This window comes from Streptomyces sp. CNB091 (genome assembly GCF_000377965.1).
In genome coordinates, this window is sequence record NZ_KB899003.1 from 183,128 (window position 1) to 199,975 (window position 16,848).

Sequence of the window (16,848 nt, forward strand, 5' to 3'; positions counted from 1 at the left end):
GGCGGGGCCGGAGCGGAAATCGGCTCACCCATACGCGTGTTGGGCCCACCAGTGGGCCCCTGGGCCCCTGACCGGGCAGCCGCCCGGCCCTATCGTCTATGCGGGTAGATCCTCGTACCGCGAGCGCCGTACGCGCCTACCGGAGCGGCAACCGCCTGGTGGCCGACGGCGAGGCGGGCCCGGTGACCTGGCGGGCGCTGACCGGCTGACCGGCTGACCGCCGCCGAGTGTGGGACACACGGTGACGCGTGATGTCCCGCGGGCCGCCCGCAAGGGCGGCAGTGGTCGGCCATGAACGGTCCGGCGGCCGTTTATGGTCGACCACGTCCCTCCGCACCCGGCGCACCGACGCCGAAACCCACCGCAGGAGTCCAGTACCAGGCATGTGTACGCGACCCGCCCCCGGCGACAACGACACTCCGGCAGCGCCTCCTGTGGCCCCTCTGGCCCCTCCGACCCCTGCGGCCCCAGCGGCCCCTATGGCCCCTCCCGCCCCCGTGGGGCGCGCCTTCGACGCGGTGCTCTGCGATCTCGACAACGTCGTCCGCTTCTACGACACCGCCCCGCTCGCCGCCCTGGAGCGGGCCGCCGGACTTCCGGAGGGCACCACGACCGACATCGCCTACGCGCCGGAGGTCGATCTCCCGCTGCTCCTGGGTCGGATCACCCCGGACGCCTGGGTGGCGGCCATCGCCGCCGGGCTCGTGGAGCGGGTGGGCGCGGACCGGGCCCACACACTGGGCCGGGCACTCGCGGACGCGCCGTTCTGGGCCGACGAGGAGGTGGTGGCGCTGCTGCGCCGGGCCAGGACCCACGTCCCCCTGGTGCTCGTCACCAAAGCAACCCTCCAACTGGACGCAGACCTCGCACTGTTGGGCCTTTCCGACCTGGCCGACGCGGTCGTGAGCAGCGCGGTGGAGCAGGTGGCCAAGCCCGACCCGGCCATCTACCGCATCGCGGCCGCGCGGGCGGGCGTACCGCCGGCCCGGTGCCTGTTCGTGGACGACCGGCAGGAGAACGTCGACGCGGCCGCCGCCCTCGGCATGACCGGCGTCCTCTACCGCGAACCGGCGGATCTGCGACGCGCGTTGGGCCCTTGCGCCGAGGGTGCGGGGAGCGCGGAGGCGGCGGACGGGGCGACCGACGGGGCGCGGCAGCTCGCCGCGCCGGCCCGGTGAGCCCGGTGCACCGGGACCCGGAGGTGCTGTCGGGCGGACTGGCCAACGCCGGAGCCGTCCTCCGTCACGGCGACGCCGTCGAACGCCCCGCCCCACCGCATGCCGCCCTCCTGCACGCCCACCTCCGGGCCCTCCGGGAGCAGGGATTCAACGGCGTACCCGTCCCTCTGGGGGTCTCGGCCTCCGGGCGTCGCGAGCGGCTCTCGTACGTCCCCGGCGAGGTCGCCGTCGCCCCGCACCCGCCCTGGGCCTGGACGGACGCGGCCCTGCGCTCCGTGGGGGCGCTGCTCCGGCGCATGCACGACGCGGCGGCGGCCGTTCCGTCCGGCCACGTGGCCGGCTGGCCCGGCGACCTGGCCGACCCGGAGGGGGCGACGGCTCCCGGCGCGGTGGTCTGCCACAACGACGTGTGCCTGGAGAACGTGGTGTTCCGGGGCGGCCGCGCCGCCGCGCTCATCGACTTCGACCTGGCCGCGCCCGGCCGCCCGGTGTGGGACGTGGCCATGGCGGCGCGCTACTGGGCGCCGATGCGGGGCCGCGCCGGCCTCGACCCGCCGCACCGTCTGCGCGTCCTGGCCGACGGTTACGGACTCGGGCGCGCGGACCGGGCCGCCCTGCCCCGGGTGATCGAGCAAGCCACAGCGGTGTGCCGGGCGTTCGTCGAGCTGCGGGTGGAGCGGGGGGACGCGGCGTACGCGGCGGCGTACGCGGAGAACGGGCGCGCGGTGTGGGACCGGCACCAGACCTGGCTGGCGGACCACCGCCCCGCACTGACCGCGGCCCTGCTCGCCGACTGAGAGTGAGGATTACGTGAGCGTTCCCCGGCGGGGTCTGACCCACCGACCATCGCCACCGCGCGGCTGCGGCTGCGGTTACGGCCCGGGCCTCGGCCGCGACCCCGGTTCAGTTCGGCTCCAGGCCCGTCCGCAACTGGACGAACGCCTGCTCGGCCGCCCGTACCGCGGACGGGTGGACGCGGTCCGCACTCTCCCCCGCGTCGATCCGCCGCCAGTTCTCCAGGGCCAGGATGCGCAGTACGGCGATGATCTGCCCGGCCGCGAGCCGTTCGGGCAGCCCGCCGCCGAGGGCGCGGGCGAGCGCCGCCTCGGAGCGGCCCTGGTAGGCGTACATGCGGGCGACCAGGGACGGCGTTCCGTACAACAGGCGGAGGAACGCCAGCACTTCCGGTACGTCACAGAGGCCGGTCACCGGGTCGCGCCGGTCGAGGCCGTCGAGGAAGTGGCGGCGCAGGGCGTCCAGCGGGCCCTCGCCGGGGGGCCGTTCGGCGACCACGCGGGCGGACTCGTCCTCGTGGTCGGCGAACCGGTGCAGGACCAGGTCCTCCTTGGCGGGGAAGTACCGGAAGAGCGTCGGCTTGGAGATGTCCGCCGCGGCCGCCACCTCCGCCACGGACACCTTGTCGAAGCCGCGCTCCAGGAACATGGTGATGGCCGCGTCGGAGACCGCCTGATAGGTCAGCCGCTTCTTGCGCTCCCGCAGACCGACCGGTGCCGGGGGGCGCTCCGGCGCCCGGCCCGGGGCCCGCACCTCGCCCCCGTCCCCGCTCCCGGACTCGCCGCCGGCGTTCTCTCCGTTCATGACCATGAAGCGTACGCCCCTGACCTCAAGCTGACTTGACGTCGCCACCGGAGACGCCGGGAGCACCTGAGGCGTCCTGGGTGCCGGGCGTGCCCGGGGCGTCATGGCCGTCGGCCGCCCCGCGGATCAGCGCCTCCACCCCGTCCAGCAGCACGCCCATACCGAAGCCGAACTCATAGTCCGCCTCGTCCGGCTCGCTCATGACCCCGGTCTCCAGCTGCCGGGTGATCCCGGGGTGCCGCTCGGGGTCGACGAGTCGCTTGAGGGTGCGTTCGTGGGAGGCCGCCAGCTCCTCGGGGGTGATGCCGCGCGCGGCGACGGCGGCCGCCAGGTCGCTCATCATCAGCGCCTCGCTGCGCACGAAGTTCGAGACCAACAGGATCACCGAGGTCTTGTCGCCCTCGCCGAGACCGCTGCCCCTCAGCGCCTGGAGCCCCTGCTCCCACCACGCGATCGAGTTCGGGGTCGCGGGCGGGCCGCCGATGGGGATCCGGAGCGCCCAGAGGTGGCTGTGGTACCGCTCGCGCTGCGCGGACGCCCATGCGGTGAGCGCCGCCCGCCAGCCCCCACCGGCCTCCAGGGCGGGCAGGGGATCCGGCGGGCCGATGGCCGCCTCGTGCATCAGGACGTACAGCTCGTCCTTGGCGGAGACGTACCGGTACAGGGACATCGTGGACGCGCCGAGCTCCTGGGCGACCCGGCCCATCGACACGGCAGCGAGCCCGTCGGCCGCCGCGACGGACACCGCCGCGGCCACGATCCGCTCCAGGCTCAGGCCGGGCTTCGGACCCTTTGCCGGGCGGTCCCGCAGCCCCCAGGCCGCCTCCAGGCTGGCCGGCAGATCGCCGCCGCCCGAGCCGTTCTTCTCCGTCACCGCATCCCCTTCGCCCGCCGTCCCGGCCACGCCGCCGCCCCGGAACACTCCACCGGCCCGACCACGCCGCCGTCCTGGCCTCGTCGCCGCCCCGGCGTCGTCGCCGTCGCTCTCCACGCCCCGTGCGCCTTGACCCCATCCTAGAGATGCGTAATGCTTACGCAATAACGCGTATGACATACGCAGAAAGCGCAGAAGGAGGCCCGCCCATGACCGGCCCGACCGGAACCACCGACAGCGGCAGCGGCAGCACCGTCGGCAGCGCTGCCGACGGCGCCCACGCCATCGAGGCGTACGGCCTCACCAAGTCCTACGGAAAACCCGCCGTCCGGGTCCTCGACGGCATCGACCTCCAGGTCGGGCTCGGCACCGTCTTCGCCCTCCTCGGGCCGAACGGGGCCGGCAAGACCACCACCGTGCGGATCCTCGCGACGCTGACCGAGGCCGATTCCGGCTCCGCCCGCGTCGCGGGGTACGACGTCGTCGCCGAGCGGAGCGCGGTGCGCAGGTCGATCAGCCTCACCGGCCAGTTCGCCGCCGTCGACGAGACCCAGACCGGCGAGGAGAACCTGCGGATGATGGCCCGGCTCACCGGGCTCTCCCGGGCCGACGCCCGGCGCCGGGCCGGAGAGCTGCTGGAACGCTTCGACCTCACCGCGGCGGCCCGCCGCCCCGTCCGGACCTACTCCGGGGGCATGCGCCGCCGCCTCGACCTGGCGGCCGGGCTCGTCGGCTCACCGGAGCCGGGGGTGTTCTTCCTGGACGAGCCGACCACCGGCCTCGACCCGCGCAGCCGCCAGGAACTCTGGGAGGTCGTCCGGGAACTGGCCGCGAGCGGGGCGACCATCCTGCTCACCACCCAGTACCTGGAGGAGGCCGACCGCCTCGCCGACCGGATCGCCCTGCTGAACCGGGGCCGGATCGTCGCCGAGGGCACCGCCGCCGACCTCAAGTCGCGGGTCGGCGGCCACCGTCTCGACCTGGTCCTCACCAGCAACGAGGCCTACCTCCGGCTGGCCGGCCGGGCCGTCCACCACTCCCCCGAGACCCTGACGCTCGGTCTCCCCACCGACGGCTCGGCGGCCCAGGTGCGCGCCCTGCTCGACGAGATCGACCCGACGGGCCACGAGATCGAACGCTTCGGCCTGCACAGCGCGACCCTCGACGACGTCTTCCTGGACCTGACCTCGAAGGTCTCGAAGGCGCCCACGACTCCGGAGGCACCCACCCATGTCTGACACCGCCGTTCGGCGCGGAACCCCGGCCCGGCACACCGGCGGGGCCGCGCGGCGCCCCGACCCCGGCCCCGGGCCCGGTCCGCTCACCCACACCGCGGTCATGGCCGCACGCGCCCTGCGCATCAGCAGCCGCAACACCGACGCGCTGATCACGTCCCTGGCCCTGCCGATCATGCTGATGCTGATCTTCGTCTACTTCTTCGGCGGCGCGATCGACACCGGGACGGGCTACGACTCGTACGTCATGTACGTCGTCCCGGGCGTCCTGCTCCTGTCCGCGGGGTTCGGCGCCGCGACCACCGCCACCGCCGTCAGCGAGGACATGAAGGGCGGCATCATCGACCGGTTCCGCTCCCTGGACGTGGGCGGTACGCCGGTACTGGCCGGGCACGTGGCGGCGAGCACCGTCCGTAATCTCTGCGCCACCGCCCTGGTCTTCGGCGTCGCGCTGCTGATCGGCTTCCGCCCCGCCGCCTCCTGGAGCGGCTGGCTCCTGGTGGCCGTCGTACTGGTGGCCTACATCGTGGCCCTGTCCTGGATCTCGGCGGCGATCGGCCTGCTGGCCCGGACGCCGGAGGCGGCGAGCGGCTTCACGTTCTTCATGTCGTTCCTGCCCTACCCGAGCAGCGCCTTCGTCCCGACCGAGAACATGCCGGAGTGGCTGCACGGCTTCGCCGACCACCAGCCGATCACCCCGGCGATCGAGTCCCTGCGCGGGCTGCTGCTCGGCCAGGAGGTGGGCAACACCCCCTGGATCGCGCTCGTCTGGGCCGCGGGGATGCTCGCCGTGGCGATCGGCGTCTCGGGGACGCTGTTCCGGATCCGGACCCGCTGACCGCCGGCCCGGGGCCGCTGACCACCGGCTCCGGGCCGGTGCTGACCACCGGCGCCGGTCGGCGGCGCCTGAGACCGCCTGCTCCGGGTCGGCGGACCTGGTCCGGTCCGGTCCGGTCCCGGCGGCAGCAGCGGACAGGACTCAGAACACGTCCGGGCACCACGGCCGCCGGCCCGTACGGAACACGGCGTCCGCCGTCGTCGCCGCACCCGCCCGCAGCTCCTCGGCCCGGCCCAGGTCCACCAGCCGCCGCACGGACTCGTCGCCCAGATACAGCGTCGCCAACTCCGCCACGTCCAGTGCCAGATCGGCGCTCCGGGTGGTCGGGACGCACCGGGCGCCGTCGGTCGAGGCGTCCAGCAGGAAGCGGCCCCCGGCCAGCCCCGCGTCGTCCCGGACCTCCAGGACGAGCGACGCCTCGGTGCCGTAGGTCCGGGCCTCCAGGGCGCGCGGCACGTCCAGCATCCGCAGCCACAGCCAGTCCGAGTTCGTGACCAGCCGTGCCGCGCGCGGGTCGGGCAGCAGCAGCGGAAGCAGATCGTCGGGGGCGCGGTAGCCGGAGCGGACCGCGGTGATCCAGTCGACCGAGCAGAGGAAGTGCCACAGGGCCCGCTCGGCCGCCGGGTTCAGCGCGATCATGTCCCGTACGGTGGCGGTGTTCTGCGGCTGCCCGGAGTCGCCCCACGTGTCGTCCGTGCCGTACACCATCAGGCCGTCGACCGTGCCGTCGGCGGCACGGTGCACCACGTAGAAGGGCTCGGTCCACTTCTCGTGGTCCGGGCGGGGCCCGACCCCCGTGTGCCGCCGCCACCAGCGCTCCCCGCGCGTGACGACGCCGGGCTGCCGGGCCGCCAGCGCGGCGTGCACCTCGGGGCCGGTCTTGCGGACGTCCGCGCCGTCCACCATCTCGATCCGGCCGCCGCCCGTCGGCTGCCCGGAGCGGCGCGGGTCGAGGCCCGCCCGGTGCACGGAGACCTCCCACACGGCGCTCCAGGTGGCGGGGCCGAAGCCGTACCGCCCGTAGATCGGGTACTCGGAGGCGATCAGCGAGGCGACCGGCTCGCCGCGCTCCTTGGCCGCCGCCAGGTCCGTCGCCATCATCCGGCTGAGCAGTCCGCGACGGCGGTGCGTGGGCGTCACCGTGACCGAGGTGATCGCGTCGGCCGGCAAGGCCGCCCCGCCCACCACGGTCAGCTCCTGGGCGAACGAGCGGAACGTCGCCACGCAGCGCCCGGCGTCGAAGACGCCCTGCGCGCGGGAGAGGTCGACATCGCCGAGCCGGTCCGCGACGAGCTCCTCGCCCGGCCCCTTTCCGGCGGTCAGGAAGCCGGTGCCCACCGCCCTCATCCACTCGGGGAACTCGGACGCGGTGACGTAACGGACATCAAGGCTCATCCCCCCACGCTAGGCATGCGCGCCTCAGAATGTCGCGCGAATTTCCCCGACCTCCGACGCCCCGCCCAGCAGCGGCGAACGCCCGATCCGGGCGACCACCGGGGCGTCCACGCCCAGCAGCTCCAGGGCGCGGGCCAGCACCGGGCCGAGCGCCCGGGTGGCGCCGTCGTCGATCTTGAAGGCGAGGGCCCGGCCGTCGGCCAGCGCCACCGCCTGGACCGCCTCGGCACCCATCTTGGAGAGCGTCCCCGGCACCTCGCGCATCAGCCAGGTGTCCGGCCGCCGGGTGCCCGCGACGTACTCCGGGTGGGCGCGCATCGCGTCCGCGACCCGGCGCTCGGCGCTCCCGGGCTCCGCCAGCACGAAGGACCGGAACGCGCGCGCCAGGCCGGTCAGCCCGATCGCCATCAGCGGGGCCCCGCAGCCGTCCGTGCCGAGCGCCGCGACCGGCTCCCCCGCCGCATCGGCGACGACCTCGCCGACAAGCTGCTGGAGCGGGTGGGCGGGGTCGAGGTAGGTGGCGGTGGGCCAGCCGTTGCGGACGCAGACGGCGAGCATGGCCGCGTGCTTGCCGGAGCAGTTCATCGTGATCCGCTCGCGTACGTGACCGCTCGCGAGGTAGGCCTCCGCCTCCACCGGGTCCAGCGGCAGGTCCGGCGGGGTCCGGAGGTCGGCGGCGCTCAGCCCGTGCTCGGCGAGCATCTTCCGTACGAGGTCGAGGTGGAAGGGCTCCCCGGAGTGGCTCGCCGCGGCCAGCGCCAGCCGATCGCCCGAGAGGTCGAGGCCGGCCAGCAGGATCGCGGCGGCCTGCATCGGCTTGTTGGAGGACCGGGGGAAGACCGGCGCCGCCGGGTCCCCGACAGCCCGCTCCACGCTGCCGTCGGCGGCCAGCAGGACCAGCGACCCCCGGTGATGCCCCTCCGTGAACCCGGAGCGCACGACCTCGGCCAGGACGGGCGGGGCGGGGGCCGGGGCGGGGGCCGGGGCGGAGGATATGGCGGACGGGGCGTCGGTGGACGTCATGGTGGCCTTCCGGGGACGGGGGTGCGGGACCCGCGCCCGGAAGGGTCGCTTCAGGCGAGCAGGTCGTCTACTTGTGCTTCCCCGTCACGGTACCTGCGGGCGATCTCCGCGCCGCAATCGTCGGCGGTGCGCTGAAGGTGGTGACGGCGGCGGGAGACCTGCTGTTCGTAGCGGACGAGCCGCCCCATCGCCGTGTGCAGCTCCTCGTCCGTCCGGGCCTCCAGGTCGGACAGCTCGACCTCGGCGAGGTTCTCGGCGGCGAGCTGCCGGAACTCGTCGCCGCGCGGCGTCGTCAGCGTGACGTGCCGCGCGGAGGTGCGGTGCCGGGACGGGGTGTCGGCCAGGATCTCGGAGAGCCGGCTCACCACCGCCGCGTCCTCCACGGGGGCCTCGGGGTCCCGGCGGCGGGCCAGTTCGGCGCGGAGGATGTCGATCCGGCCCTGCACCAGCCGGCGTACGTAACTGAGGTCGGCCTCGTCGCGCTGGGCGTCCCGGCGCAGCGTCCGCAGCTCCGGCAGCCGCAGCCCGCCGAAGCCGGCGTCGCCGCCGGTCTGCTCGGGCACGGTGGCGGCGGCCGCGGCCGCCGCGGGCGTCGCGGGTGGCGGTACGGGACCCTGCCCCGGCAGACTGCGCTGTACGGGTGACCGCAGGGTGCCGGTGCGGTGACGCGCGTCCGGTACGGCACCGGGAGATTGTCCGGCTCCATAGGTACTCATGCTGTTCCGTCCCCTCGACCGGTGCGTCGGCACACCGACATCGTGCATCGTGCCACTCCGCACGGTGCCGATGCAGGTGCTCTGTACCCGTTCAGCCCAAGATAGGTTGGTCTGTATGCGTGCAGTGGTACAGAGAGTGGACGGCGCGAGCGTCTCCGTCGCGGGCGCGACGGACGGCACCTCGGCCCCCGGAGTCGTCGGGGAGATCGTCGGCGAGGGCCTGTGTGTGCTGGTCGGGGTCGCTCATGACGACACCCCGGAGAAGGCGGCGCAGCTGGCCCGCAAGCTCTGGTCGGTGCGCGTCCTGGAGGGCGAGAAGTCCTGTTCGGATGTGAACGCCCCCCTCCTGGTGATTTCTCAGTTCACTCTCTACGGGGACGCCCGCAAGGGCCGCCGCCCCACCTGGAACGCCGCCGCGCCCGGCGAGGTGGCCGAGCCGCTGGTGGACGAGGTGGTGGCGCGGCTGCGGGCGCTGGGGGCGCAGGTGGAGACGGGCCGGTTCGGAGCGGACATGCGGGTCTCGCTCACGAATCACGGCCCGTTCACGGTGATCATCGAGGTGTAGCCGTACGCGGAGTGCTCCGTACGCGCAGTGCCCCGTACGCGCAGTGTCTACGGCTCGACGACCGTCTCCTGGGCGGCGGCCGTGTCGCCGGCGAGCAGTTCCGCGTCGACGGCCACGTTGCGCTTGACCAGGGCGAGGGCGATCGGGCCCAGCTCGTGGTGGCGGGCGGAGGTGGTGATGAAGCCGAGCTGGCGGCCCTCCTGACCGTCGGCGGCCAGCCGCACCGGCGTCCCGTGGCCGGGGAGGTGCACCTCGCTGCCGTCCAGGTGCAGGAAGACGAGCCGGCGCGGCGGCTTCCCCAGGTTGTGGACGCGGGCGACGGTCTCCTGGCCCCGGTAGCAGCCCTTCTGGAGGTGGACGGCGCCGCCGATCCAGCCCAGCTCGTGCGGGATGGTGCGGTGGTCGGTCTCGAAGCCGACGCGCGGCCGGTGGCCCTCCACGCGCAGCGCCTCGTACGCCAGGATCCCGGCGGCGGGGCCGTGGGCGGCGGCGTACGCCTCCAGGCCGGGGCGGGGCAGGAACAGGTCCCGGCCCTGCGGGGTCTCCCGTACGGCCGCCCCGTCCGGGACCTCGGCGATGGAACCGGCCGGGAGGTGGACGAGGGCGATGTCGCCGGTGCGGTCGGCGACCTCGACCCGGTAGAAGAACTTCATCGACTCCAGGTAGGCGATCAGCTCGCCCTGGGTGTCCGGCTCGACGTGCATCCACACCGTCGTGCCGTCGTCGACGAGATACATCGCGTGCTCGATGTGCCCGTTGGCGGACAGGATGAGCGCCTCGGTGGCCTGGTGCGGGGCGAGGTCGCTGACGTGCTGGGTGATCAGCAGGTGCAGCCAGCTCAGCCGGTCGTCGCCGGTGACGGTGATGACGCCCCGGTGGGAGAGGTCGACGAAGCCGTTGCCGTCGGCCAGCGCACGTTGCTCGCGGAACAGGTCGCCGTAGTGCGCGGCGACGCCTTCGTCGCGGCCTTCGGCGGGAACGGCACCGGGCAGGGACAGCAAGGGGCTCTTCATGCGCCCAGCCTACGACTTGGCGGGGGCGCCCTTCGCGGGCGTGTTCGCACCCGCGTCGCCGGTCCCGCCGGAGGCCCTGTCCACGACCCCGTCCGCGGCCCCGCCCGTGGTGCCGTCCGCCGTCCCGTCCGCCGCCGCTTTCGCTGCCGCTTTCGCTGCCTCGCACCCCGCGCAGCGGCCGAAGATCGCGAAGTGCTTCATGTCCGTCTCGAAGCCGAAGTCGGCGCGCAGCTTCTCGGTGAACTCGGCGACGACGGAGAGATCCGCCTCGATGACGTCCGCGCAGTCCCGGCAGACCAGGTGGATGTGGTGGTGCCGGTCGGCCAGGTGGTACGTCGGGGCGCCGTGCCCCAGATGGGCGTGGCTGACAAGCCCGAGCTCCTCCAGGAGCTCCAGGGTCCGGTACACCGTGGAGATGTTCACGCCGGACGCGGTCCTGCGCACCTCGCACAGGATGTCGTCCGGAGTCGCGTGCTCCAGGGCGTCGACCGCCTCCAGGACGAGCTGACGCTGGGGCGTCAGCCGGTAGCCGCGCTGTCGAAGATCGGTCTTCCAGTCGGTGCTCACCACACGCCCAGTGTAGGGCGGGGTGAGCACCGGGCCGCTGCCCCGGCTCCGGGCGGGCTCTCCGCGGGGGAGATCCCTGCCCGGGGAGTCCCTACTTGAAGAACGCGATGCCGTCGTCGGGCATGTCCTCGAGGTTCCGCGCCATCTCGGCGACCTCCTCGGGGGTGACGACCTTCTTCAGGTGCGCCGACATGTACGGACGCAGCTCGACCTCGGGGGTGGCCTTCTCGCCGACCCACATGAGGTCGCTCTTGACGTAGCCGTAGAGCCGCTTGCCGCCGCTGTACGGGCCGGAGGCCGCCGTGCGGGCCACCGCGTCGGTGACCAGGTCGATCTGCGGCTTCTGGTGGGCCAGCTCGCCGTACCAGATCTCGATGACGCCCTGGTCGCGGGCCATGACGACCTCGACCTTGCGGTCCTTGTCGATGCGCCAGTAGCCGGTCTCGGTCTCCAGCGGCCGGACCTGCTTGCCCTCGTCGTCCAGGACCCAGGTGTGGGAGACGTACTCCAGGAAGTCACGGCCGTCGTGGCTGAAGGTGACTTCCTGGCCGAAGTTGCACTTCTCGGCGCCGGGGAAGTCGGACACGCCCGCGCCCGCCCAGTTGCCGAGGAGGAAGGCCAGCGGGACGAGGTCCGGGTGGAGGTCGGACGGAATCTCGATCATGAGCGGCTCAGACGATCTGTGAGGGTGCGAGGGGTGGGCGGGAACCGTGGGGACGGCGAACGGCGAAGGTCAGCGCTGGCCCTGGTACAGCTTCTTCACGGTGATCGCGGCGAAGGCGGTGACGCCCACGCAGACCAGGATCAGCAGGGCGGAGAAGAATGCCTCAAGCACAGGGGGCTCCTCGTGACGATCGGGTGGCGGCGGTGACAGGACCGGGCCCCCAGCCTAATGGGTGGGGGCCCGGCCTTCTCGTCCAGGTGTCCGCGGCGAAGCCGCCGCCGCGCGTCTCAGGCCAGCAGCTGGTTCTGCAGGATCACCGTCTGCTGGAAGGGGACACGGCCCGTCTCCCGCTTCCCGGCTCGCTCGTGCACGACGAGGGCCAGAGTGTCCCCCGCCAGGGTGTACGCCAGCCGGACGTGCTCGGCTCCGAAGGGCGCCTGCTCGGCGAAGACGAACGACGAGAGGTTCTCGATGTCGTTGTCCGAACCCCAGGTGTCGTCGAACTGGGTGGTGTCCGTGCGGTCCAGCGGCGTACCGGCCGAGTAGCCCACGTTCAGATCGTCGAGCATGCGGCTCGCGAACGCCGTCGAGTTGAACCGCACCAGGTAGATCCGGGACGTCGTGCCGTCCGGCATGGTCCAGCCGCGTGCCGCGATATGGCGCGGCGCGGCGTCCTTCAGGAGCTGGGACACCGACGGCCGGTCCTGCTGACGGTAGACGTCGAGGAACGTCTCCGTGGAGATCCAGCCGCCCGGCAGCTTCTTGTCCGGCACCGCTCCGGCGGGGGCCGGCAGCAGCAGCTCGCGCAGGTCGGCGTGGTGGATCTCGGCCGGGTTGCCGGCCCCGAACGGCCGGGGCGAACCGGCCGGGAGGGCGGGCAGGGACAGCTTCGGGTAGTCCCAGCGGCCGTCGTCCTCCGTGGCGAGCCCGGGGACGTCGGTCCGCTCCAGGGAGGCGATCCCGAAGGCCGTCCCGGTGCCGAGCACCCCGAACGCCAGCACGGCGGCCGTCCACCGCGCCACCGCGCGCAGGACCCGCCGGGGCGGCTTCGGCGCCCCGGCGGCCGCGTCGGGATGGAGGAGGGGCGGCGCGAACACAGCGGCCGAAGGCGGCGCTTCGGGCATCCCGGACGCCCCGGACTTCGCCGTCTGCTCGCTCATACGTACTCCCCCGGGGACGCGATGTGGTCAAGCTGGTCCTTCACCAGATCCCCGACCTCGGACGGGCTGAACGGCTTGCTGCCGTTCGCGTCGACGGTCACCGAGGCCTCTCCCTCGTACGCGATGCAGGTGACGCCGTCGAGGCTCTTCCTGTCGCCCTTGGGCAGCCGGTAGCAGGTCACCCTCTTGTGGCCGTCGACCTTCGGTCCCTTGCGGAAGAAGTCGAAGGAGTCCAGCAGCTTCTTCCGGTCCAGGTACGACGCGCGGACCGCCTGCCTGTCCCGCATCTTCACGACCTGGATGTTCACGACGAGGTCATGGGAGTCCGCCGCGTACGAGCGCTGCGCGATGCCTCGGATGCGGAGCTTCTCGATGGACTTGTTCAGCTCGCGGCGGTCCTTCCCGGCCAGGCCGCGCCCCATCTCCTTCATCGCGGCGGCGGCCTTGGCGCCGCTCGTCTCGCTGTCGTTGCCGAGTTCGCCGATGTCCGGGCCGAGGAGATAACCCTCGGGCACCGGGAGCAGGAGCTTGGTCAGCTCGGTGTCGTGGCGGCCCCGGGACGGCTCGCCCGCCGGGTCCTCGCCGGTGGGTACGTGGTCCTCGTCCCAGACGGTCGTGGCGACCGTCCGGTCCGCGGTGTCCACGGTGTTCTTGACGTACCCGGCCGCGCCGCCGACCGCTCCGAGCACCAGGACGACGGACAGCGCGGCCAGCACCACCCGGCGCGCCCGGCGGGCCGGGGCGGGGGTGGGGGCGGGAGTGGGGGCGGCGGGACCAGCCTCCCCGGTCGGTCCAGCCTCCCCGGCCGGTCCAGCCCCCCTGGCCGGCCCGGGCGGATCGGCCGGCCCGGGCGGATCGGCCGGCCCGGGCGGATCGGTCACGGAATTCGTCCCTTCGTCGTCGTTCACAGCCGCTCCAGCTGTCGCTCGGCCAGCGTCCGGATGGCCTTCTTGCCGATCGGGACGGTGTCGTAGATGTGGATGTCGAGCACGATGTCGCCGCGCCGGGCCAGGGCCCTGGCCCGGTACGCCGGGAGGTATCCCGCCTCCCGCTCGACCGGGTGGAGGAAGTAGCGGCCCGCGCCGCTGCCCTTGATCGCATCCCCCTCGTTGCCCGCGCCGCGCTCGTTGCGCGGCATGTACTCCAGCTGGCTGTCGAGGTGCTCCGCCGCGCCGAGCCTGTCGCCGGACCGGAACTGGAGCAGGTGGACCTCGGTCTCCCGGTACTTCCCCTGTTCCCAGGAGACCGAGGCGACCCGGCGCAGTCCTTGCTCGGTCAGCGCCTCGAACATGTGGTGCGGGTTCTTGTAGTTCGTCTCGGCGTACTGGTCGATCGGCTCCCAGCCGTCGCCGAGGCTCAACTCGTCGGTGAGTGTCTTCTCCGCTCCCTCGGGCCGGTCGACGAGCAGCTTGCGCAGGTCGCCGTCCGTCCTGACCCGCCGGTCCTGGTCTGCGGTCAGCGGGGCCTGGTCGGCGGACCGGGACTTCGCCGGGTAGCCGAGGCCGGGCTGCGACAGGGCGGCCAGGGGCGTGGACGCCCGCTCCGCCTGGATGCCGTAGCCGACGGCGGTCCCGCCCGCGATCCCGAGGACGGCGGCCACCGCGATGATCGGCGCCGTACGTCCGCGTGGCCGGCGGCGTACGGGCGCGTCGGCATGGGCCGGCTGCTCCGGCGGCGCGGGTGCGGTCCCTTCCGGCGCGGCAGGAATCGTGTCGTTCGGTTCCAAAAGGGTCCCCCCAAGAGACCTGAAGCGCGGGTTCCCTTACCTGCGCGCACAAGTGACTCCCAGGCCGGCAAGGAGGTTGCGTCCCGGACGATTACAGTTCGGCACATGCCGAAGAAGCTTGTGATCAAGGTGACCGCCGGGCCCGAGGCCGCCGAGCGCTGCTCCCAGGCCTTCACCGTGGCGGCCGTGGGTGTCGCCAGCGGTGTGGAGGTCTCGCTCTGGCTGACCGGCGAGTCCTCGTGGTTCGCCCTGCCGGGCCGGGCCGCCGAGTTCGAACTGCCGCACGCGGCCCCGCTGCCGGACCTGCTGGACTCGATCCTGGCGGGCGGCCGGATCACCCTGTGCACCCAGTGCGCGGCCCGGCGCGACATCGGCGAGAAGGACGTGCTGGAGGGTGTGCGGATCGCGGGCGCGCAGGTCTTCGTGCAGGAGGCCATGGCGGACGGCGCCCAGGCGCTCGTCTACTGACCGGGCGACCGGGCGGGGGGCTTCCTGGCCAGGGCGGGGCTTCCCCGGCTCAGCAGGAACTCCCGCGGCTCAGTGGCGCTTTCTGCCGTCCAGCTCGTCCCACCACTCGTCGGACTTCGGGTCGCCGGAGGGGTCGTCCCACCAACGGTCGTCCGGGCCCCGCCGGTTGGCGACCATCGCGGCGACGGGCGGGATCACCATGGCGACCAGGCACATGCCGATGGCGACCGGCATGGACCACAGGCGCACCACGGCCCAGGCGGACACGAAGAGCGCGACGCATCCGCCCATCATGAGGAAGTAGTTCCGCCTGCGTCGGGCGTACATGCTTCCAGCGTAGGACCCCCCGGGCCGCCCGCCCACCCGGTGGGGCCCCCGGGACGGCACGAAGGGCCGCACCCCGCGTCAGGTGGCGTCCAACCCCCTGGGGTGCGGCCCTTCGGCCGTTCTTCGCGCCGTACGGAACGGCGCACCGCGGATCGCTACGGATCAGCGGCGTACCGCGCACCGTTACAGATCAGCGGCGCACCGCGGACCGTCACGGATCAGACGGCGATGGCGACCTCGGAGAGCCCGCCGGTCTGCGCGACGACCGTGCGGTCGGCGCTGCCGCCGGGAACCAGGGCGCGGAGCGTCCAGGTGCCTTCGGCGGCGTAGAACCGGAACTGTCCGGTCGCCGAGGTCGGGACCTCGGCGGTGAACTCGCCGGTCGAGTCCAGCAGCCGTACGTAGCCGGTGACGGGCTCGCCGTCGCGGGTCACGCTGCCCTGGATGGTGGTCTCACCGGGCTTGATCGTCGAAGCGTCGGGGCCACCGGCCTGTGCTCCACACATGGTTCTGTCCTTCTGGTCGGGTCGTGCGGGTCAGTCGGTCGGTCGGTCAGTCAGTAGGTCGGACTACTTGGCGGGGCCGAGCTCGATCGGCACGCCGACGAGGGAGCCGTACTCGGTCCAGGAACCGTCGTAGTTCTTGACGTTCTCCTGGCCGAGCAGCTCGTGGAGCACGAACCAGGTGAGCGCGGAGCGCTCACCGATGCGGCAGTAGGCGATGGTGTCCTTCGCCAGGTCGACCTGCTCGTTCTCGTAGAGCGCCTTGAGCTCGTCGTCCGACTTGAAGGTGCCGTCGTCGTTGGCGTTCTTCGACCAGGGGATGTTGCGGGCGCTCGGCACGTGGCCGGGGCGCTGCGACTGCTCCTGCGGGAGGTGGGCCGGGGCGAGCAGCTTGCCGCTGAACTCGTCGGGCGAGCGCACGTCGACCAGGTTCTGGCTGCCGATGGCCTTGACGACGTCGTCGCGGTAGGCACGGATCGACTCGTCCTGCGGCTTGGCCGTGTACTGGGTGGCCGGGCGCGTCGGGACGACGTCGGTCAGGTCGCGGGAGTCGAGCTCCCACTTCTTGCGGCCGCCGTCGAGGAGCTTCACGTTCTCGTGGCCGTAGAGCTTGAAGTACCAGTAGGCATAGGAGGCGAACCAGTTGTTGTTGCCGCCGTAGAGGACGACCAGGGTGTCGTTGCCGATGCCCTTCTCGCTGAGCAGCTTCTCGAAGCCGGCCTGGTCGACGAAGTCCCTGCGGACCGGGTCCTGGAGATCCTTGGTCCAGTCGATCCGGATCGCGTTCTTGATGTGGTTCTTCTCGTACGCCGAGGTGTCCTCGTCCACCTCGACGATGGCGACCTGCGGGTCGTCGATGTGGGCCTCGACCCAGTCGGCGTCTACCAGGACGTCGCTACGGCTCATGTTGTTCTCCTCCGGGGCAGTGTGCGGCGGGGTGGTGCGAGATGCGGAGTTGCTGGGTGCGGGTGCAGAGGCGCGAGGCACGGAACGTGGC

The 16,848-nt window shown here is 73.0% G+C and carries 21 protein-coding genes; 7 read left to right on the plus strand and 14 right to left on the minus strand.

All coding sequences use genetic code 11. From position 1 onward, the window contains the following. Positions 1 to 98: 98 nt before the first annotated feature. The 3 genes from D581_RS1000000140000 to D581_RS0124520 all read left to right on the plus strand — a co-directional run bounded on the left by D581_RS1000000140000 (position 99) and on the right by D581_RS0124520 (position 1,975). Positions 99 to 209, plus strand: a complete 111-nt coding sequence (locus D581_RS1000000140000) for a peptidoglycan-binding domain-containing protein (protein ID WP_469225445.1) — start codon at positions 99 to 101, stop codon at positions 207 to 209. A 270-nt stretch (positions 210 to 479) separates the two neighbouring features. Beyond that, the gene (locus tag D581_RS01000000137650) at positions 480 to 1,178 is read left to right on the plus strand and encodes an HAD-IA family hydrolase (protein WP_018959834.1); all 699 of its coding nucleotides are present in this window, start codon (positions 480 to 482) and stop codon (positions 1,176 to 1,178) included. Then, on the plus strand, positions 1,175 to 1,975 hold the full coding sequence (locus tag D581_RS0124520; protein WP_026290868.1) for a phosphotransferase: 801 nt from the start codon (positions 1,175 to 1,177) through the stop codon (positions 1,973 to 1,975). Before D581_RS01000000137650 ends, D581_RS0124520 begins: the two co-directional genes overlap by 4 nt. Positions 1,976 to 2,081: 106 nt before the next feature. Here D581_RS0124520 and D581_RS0124525 read toward each other — a convergent pair whose 3' ends face one another. Beyond that, entirely contained in the window at positions 2,082 to 2,783 is a 702-nt protein-coding gene (locus tag D581_RS0124525) for a TetR family transcriptional regulator (RefSeq protein WP_018959836.1), read from the minus strand. Between the two features lie 19 nt (positions 2,784 to 2,802). Continuing rightward, positions 2,803 to 3,651, minus strand: a complete 849-nt coding sequence (locus D581_RS01000000137655; RefSeq protein ID WP_486585876.1) for a TetR/AcrR family transcriptional regulator — start codon at positions 3,649 to 3,651, stop codon at positions 2,803 to 2,805. Between the two features lie 209 nt (positions 3,652 to 3,860). Here D581_RS01000000137655 and D581_RS0124535 point away from each other — a divergent pair, with 209 nt between their 5' ends. Together D581_RS0124535 and D581_RS0124540 are read left to right on the plus strand one after the other, a co-directional pair. Beyond that, a complete protein-coding gene (locus D581_RS0124535; protein WP_018959838.1) occupies positions 3,861 to 4,889 on the plus strand; it encodes an ATP-binding cassette domain-containing protein in 1,029 nt (342 codons plus the stop codon). After that, a complete protein-coding gene (locus D581_RS0124540; RefSeq protein ID WP_018959839.1) occupies positions 4,882 to 5,724 on the plus strand; it encodes an ABC transporter permease in 843 nt (280 codons plus the stop codon). Before D581_RS0124535 ends, D581_RS0124540 begins: the two co-directional genes overlap by 8 nt. Before the next feature lie 141 nt (positions 5,725 to 5,865). Here D581_RS0124540 and D581_RS0124545 read toward each other — a convergent pair whose 3' ends face one another. Genes D581_RS0124545 through D581_RS01000000137660 form a run of 3 tightly spaced genes read right to left on the minus strand, consistent with a single transcriptional unit; the run spans position 5,866 to position 8,858 of the window. After that, positions 5,866 to 7,119 (minus strand): GNAT family N-acetyltransferase, encoded by a 1,254-nt coding sequence (locus D581_RS0124545; RefSeq protein ID WP_020679241.1) that lies wholly within the window; start codon positions 7,117 to 7,119, stop codon positions 5,866 to 5,868. A 24-nt stretch (positions 7,120 to 7,143) separates the two neighbouring features. Next, a complete protein-coding gene (locus D581_RS0124550) occupies positions 7,144 to 8,142 on the minus strand; it encodes an asparaginase (RefSeq protein WP_018959841.1) in 999 nt (332 codons plus the stop codon). A gap of 50 nt (positions 8,143 to 8,192) precedes the next feature. Further along, positions 8,193 to 8,858, minus strand: coding sequence for an RsiG family protein (locus D581_RS01000000137660; protein ID WP_018959842.1), 666 nt, complete (start codon positions 8,856 to 8,858; stop codon positions 8,193 to 8,195). A 115-nt stretch (positions 8,859 to 8,973) separates the two neighbouring features. On the opposite strand from D581_RS01000000137660, the gene dtd reads away from it, so the two are divergent. Then, the gene (dtd, locus tag D581_RS0124560) at positions 8,974 to 9,423 is read left to right on the plus strand and encodes a D-aminoacyl-tRNA deacylase (protein ID WP_026290869.1); all 450 of its coding nucleotides are present in this window, start codon (positions 8,974 to 8,976) and stop codon (positions 9,421 to 9,423) included. Positions 9,424 to 9,470: 47 nt separating this feature from the next. Here the strand turns inward: dtd and ygfZ are convergent, their stop codons facing one another. From ygfZ to D581_RS0124595, 6 genes are all read right to left on the minus strand, one after another. Next, complete coding sequence (ygfZ, locus tag D581_RS0124565) at positions 9,471 to 10,436, minus strand: CAF17-like 4Fe-4S cluster assembly/insertion protein YgfZ (RefSeq protein WP_026290870.1); 966 nt, start codon at positions 10,434 to 10,436, stop codon at positions 9,471 to 9,473. Positions 10,437 to 10,445: 9 nt separating this feature from the next. After that, the gene (locus tag D581_RS0124570) at positions 10,446 to 11,006 is read right to left on the minus strand and encodes a Fur family transcriptional regulator (RefSeq protein ID WP_020679242.1); all 561 of its coding nucleotides are present in this window, start codon (positions 11,004 to 11,006) and stop codon (positions 10,446 to 10,448) included. An 88-nt stretch (positions 11,007 to 11,094) separates the two neighbouring features. Next, the gene (locus tag D581_RS0124575) at positions 11,095 to 11,667 is read right to left on the minus strand and encodes a heme-binding beta-barrel domain-containing protein (RefSeq protein ID WP_007446360.1); all 573 of its coding nucleotides are present in this window, start codon (positions 11,665 to 11,667) and stop codon (positions 11,095 to 11,097) included. Positions 11,668 to 11,954: 287 nt separating this feature from the next. Then, positions 11,955 to 12,827 (minus strand): hypothetical protein, encoded by an 873-nt coding sequence (locus D581_RS0124585; RefSeq protein ID WP_018959847.1) that lies wholly within the window; start codon positions 12,825 to 12,827, stop codon positions 11,955 to 11,957. Then, positions 12,824 to 13,543 (minus strand): hypothetical protein, encoded by a 720-nt coding sequence (locus tag D581_RS0124590; RefSeq protein WP_018959848.1) that lies wholly within the window; start codon positions 13,541 to 13,543, stop codon positions 12,824 to 12,826. The genes D581_RS0124585 and D581_RS0124590 overlap by 4 nt, the downstream gene beginning before the upstream one ends. 188 nt (positions 13,544 to 13,731) lie before the next feature. Then, positions 13,732 to 14,553 carry a hypothetical protein gene (locus D581_RS0124595; protein WP_018959849.1) on the minus strand — a complete coding sequence of 274 codons (822 nt, stop codon included), beginning with the start codon at positions 14,551 to 14,553 and terminating at the stop codon, positions 13,732 to 13,734. A 105-nt stretch (positions 14,554 to 14,658) separates the two neighbouring features. Here D581_RS0124595 and D581_RS0124600 point away from each other — a divergent pair, with 105 nt between their 5' ends. After that, positions 14,659 to 15,021 (plus strand): DsrE family protein, encoded by a 363-nt coding sequence (locus D581_RS0124600; protein WP_012380275.1) that lies wholly within the window; start codon positions 14,659 to 14,661, stop codon positions 15,019 to 15,021. 69 nt (positions 15,022 to 15,090) lie between these two features. Here the strand turns inward: D581_RS0124600 and D581_RS0124605 are convergent, their stop codons facing one another. The 3 genes from D581_RS0124605 to D581_RS0124615 all read right to left on the minus strand — a co-directional run bounded on the left by D581_RS0124605 (position 15,091) and on the right by D581_RS0124615 (position 16,757). Then, positions 15,091 to 15,348 (minus strand): DUF3099 domain-containing protein, encoded by a 258-nt coding sequence (locus D581_RS0124605; protein ID WP_018959850.1) that lies wholly within the window; start codon positions 15,346 to 15,348, stop codon positions 15,091 to 15,093. Between the two features lie 218 nt (positions 15,349 to 15,566). Further along, positions 15,567 to 15,854: a DUF1416 domain-containing protein gene (locus tag D581_RS0124610; RefSeq protein WP_003968135.1), complete on the minus strand. Its 288-nt coding sequence runs from the start codon at positions 15,852 to 15,854 to the stop codon at positions 15,567 to 15,569. Between the two features lie 63 nt (positions 15,855 to 15,917). Further along, positions 15,918 to 16,757: a sulfurtransferase gene (locus D581_RS0124615; protein WP_018959851.1), complete on the minus strand. Its 840-nt coding sequence runs from the start codon at positions 16,755 to 16,757 to the stop codon at positions 15,918 to 15,920. Positions 16,758 to 16,848: the final 91 nt, after the last annotated feature.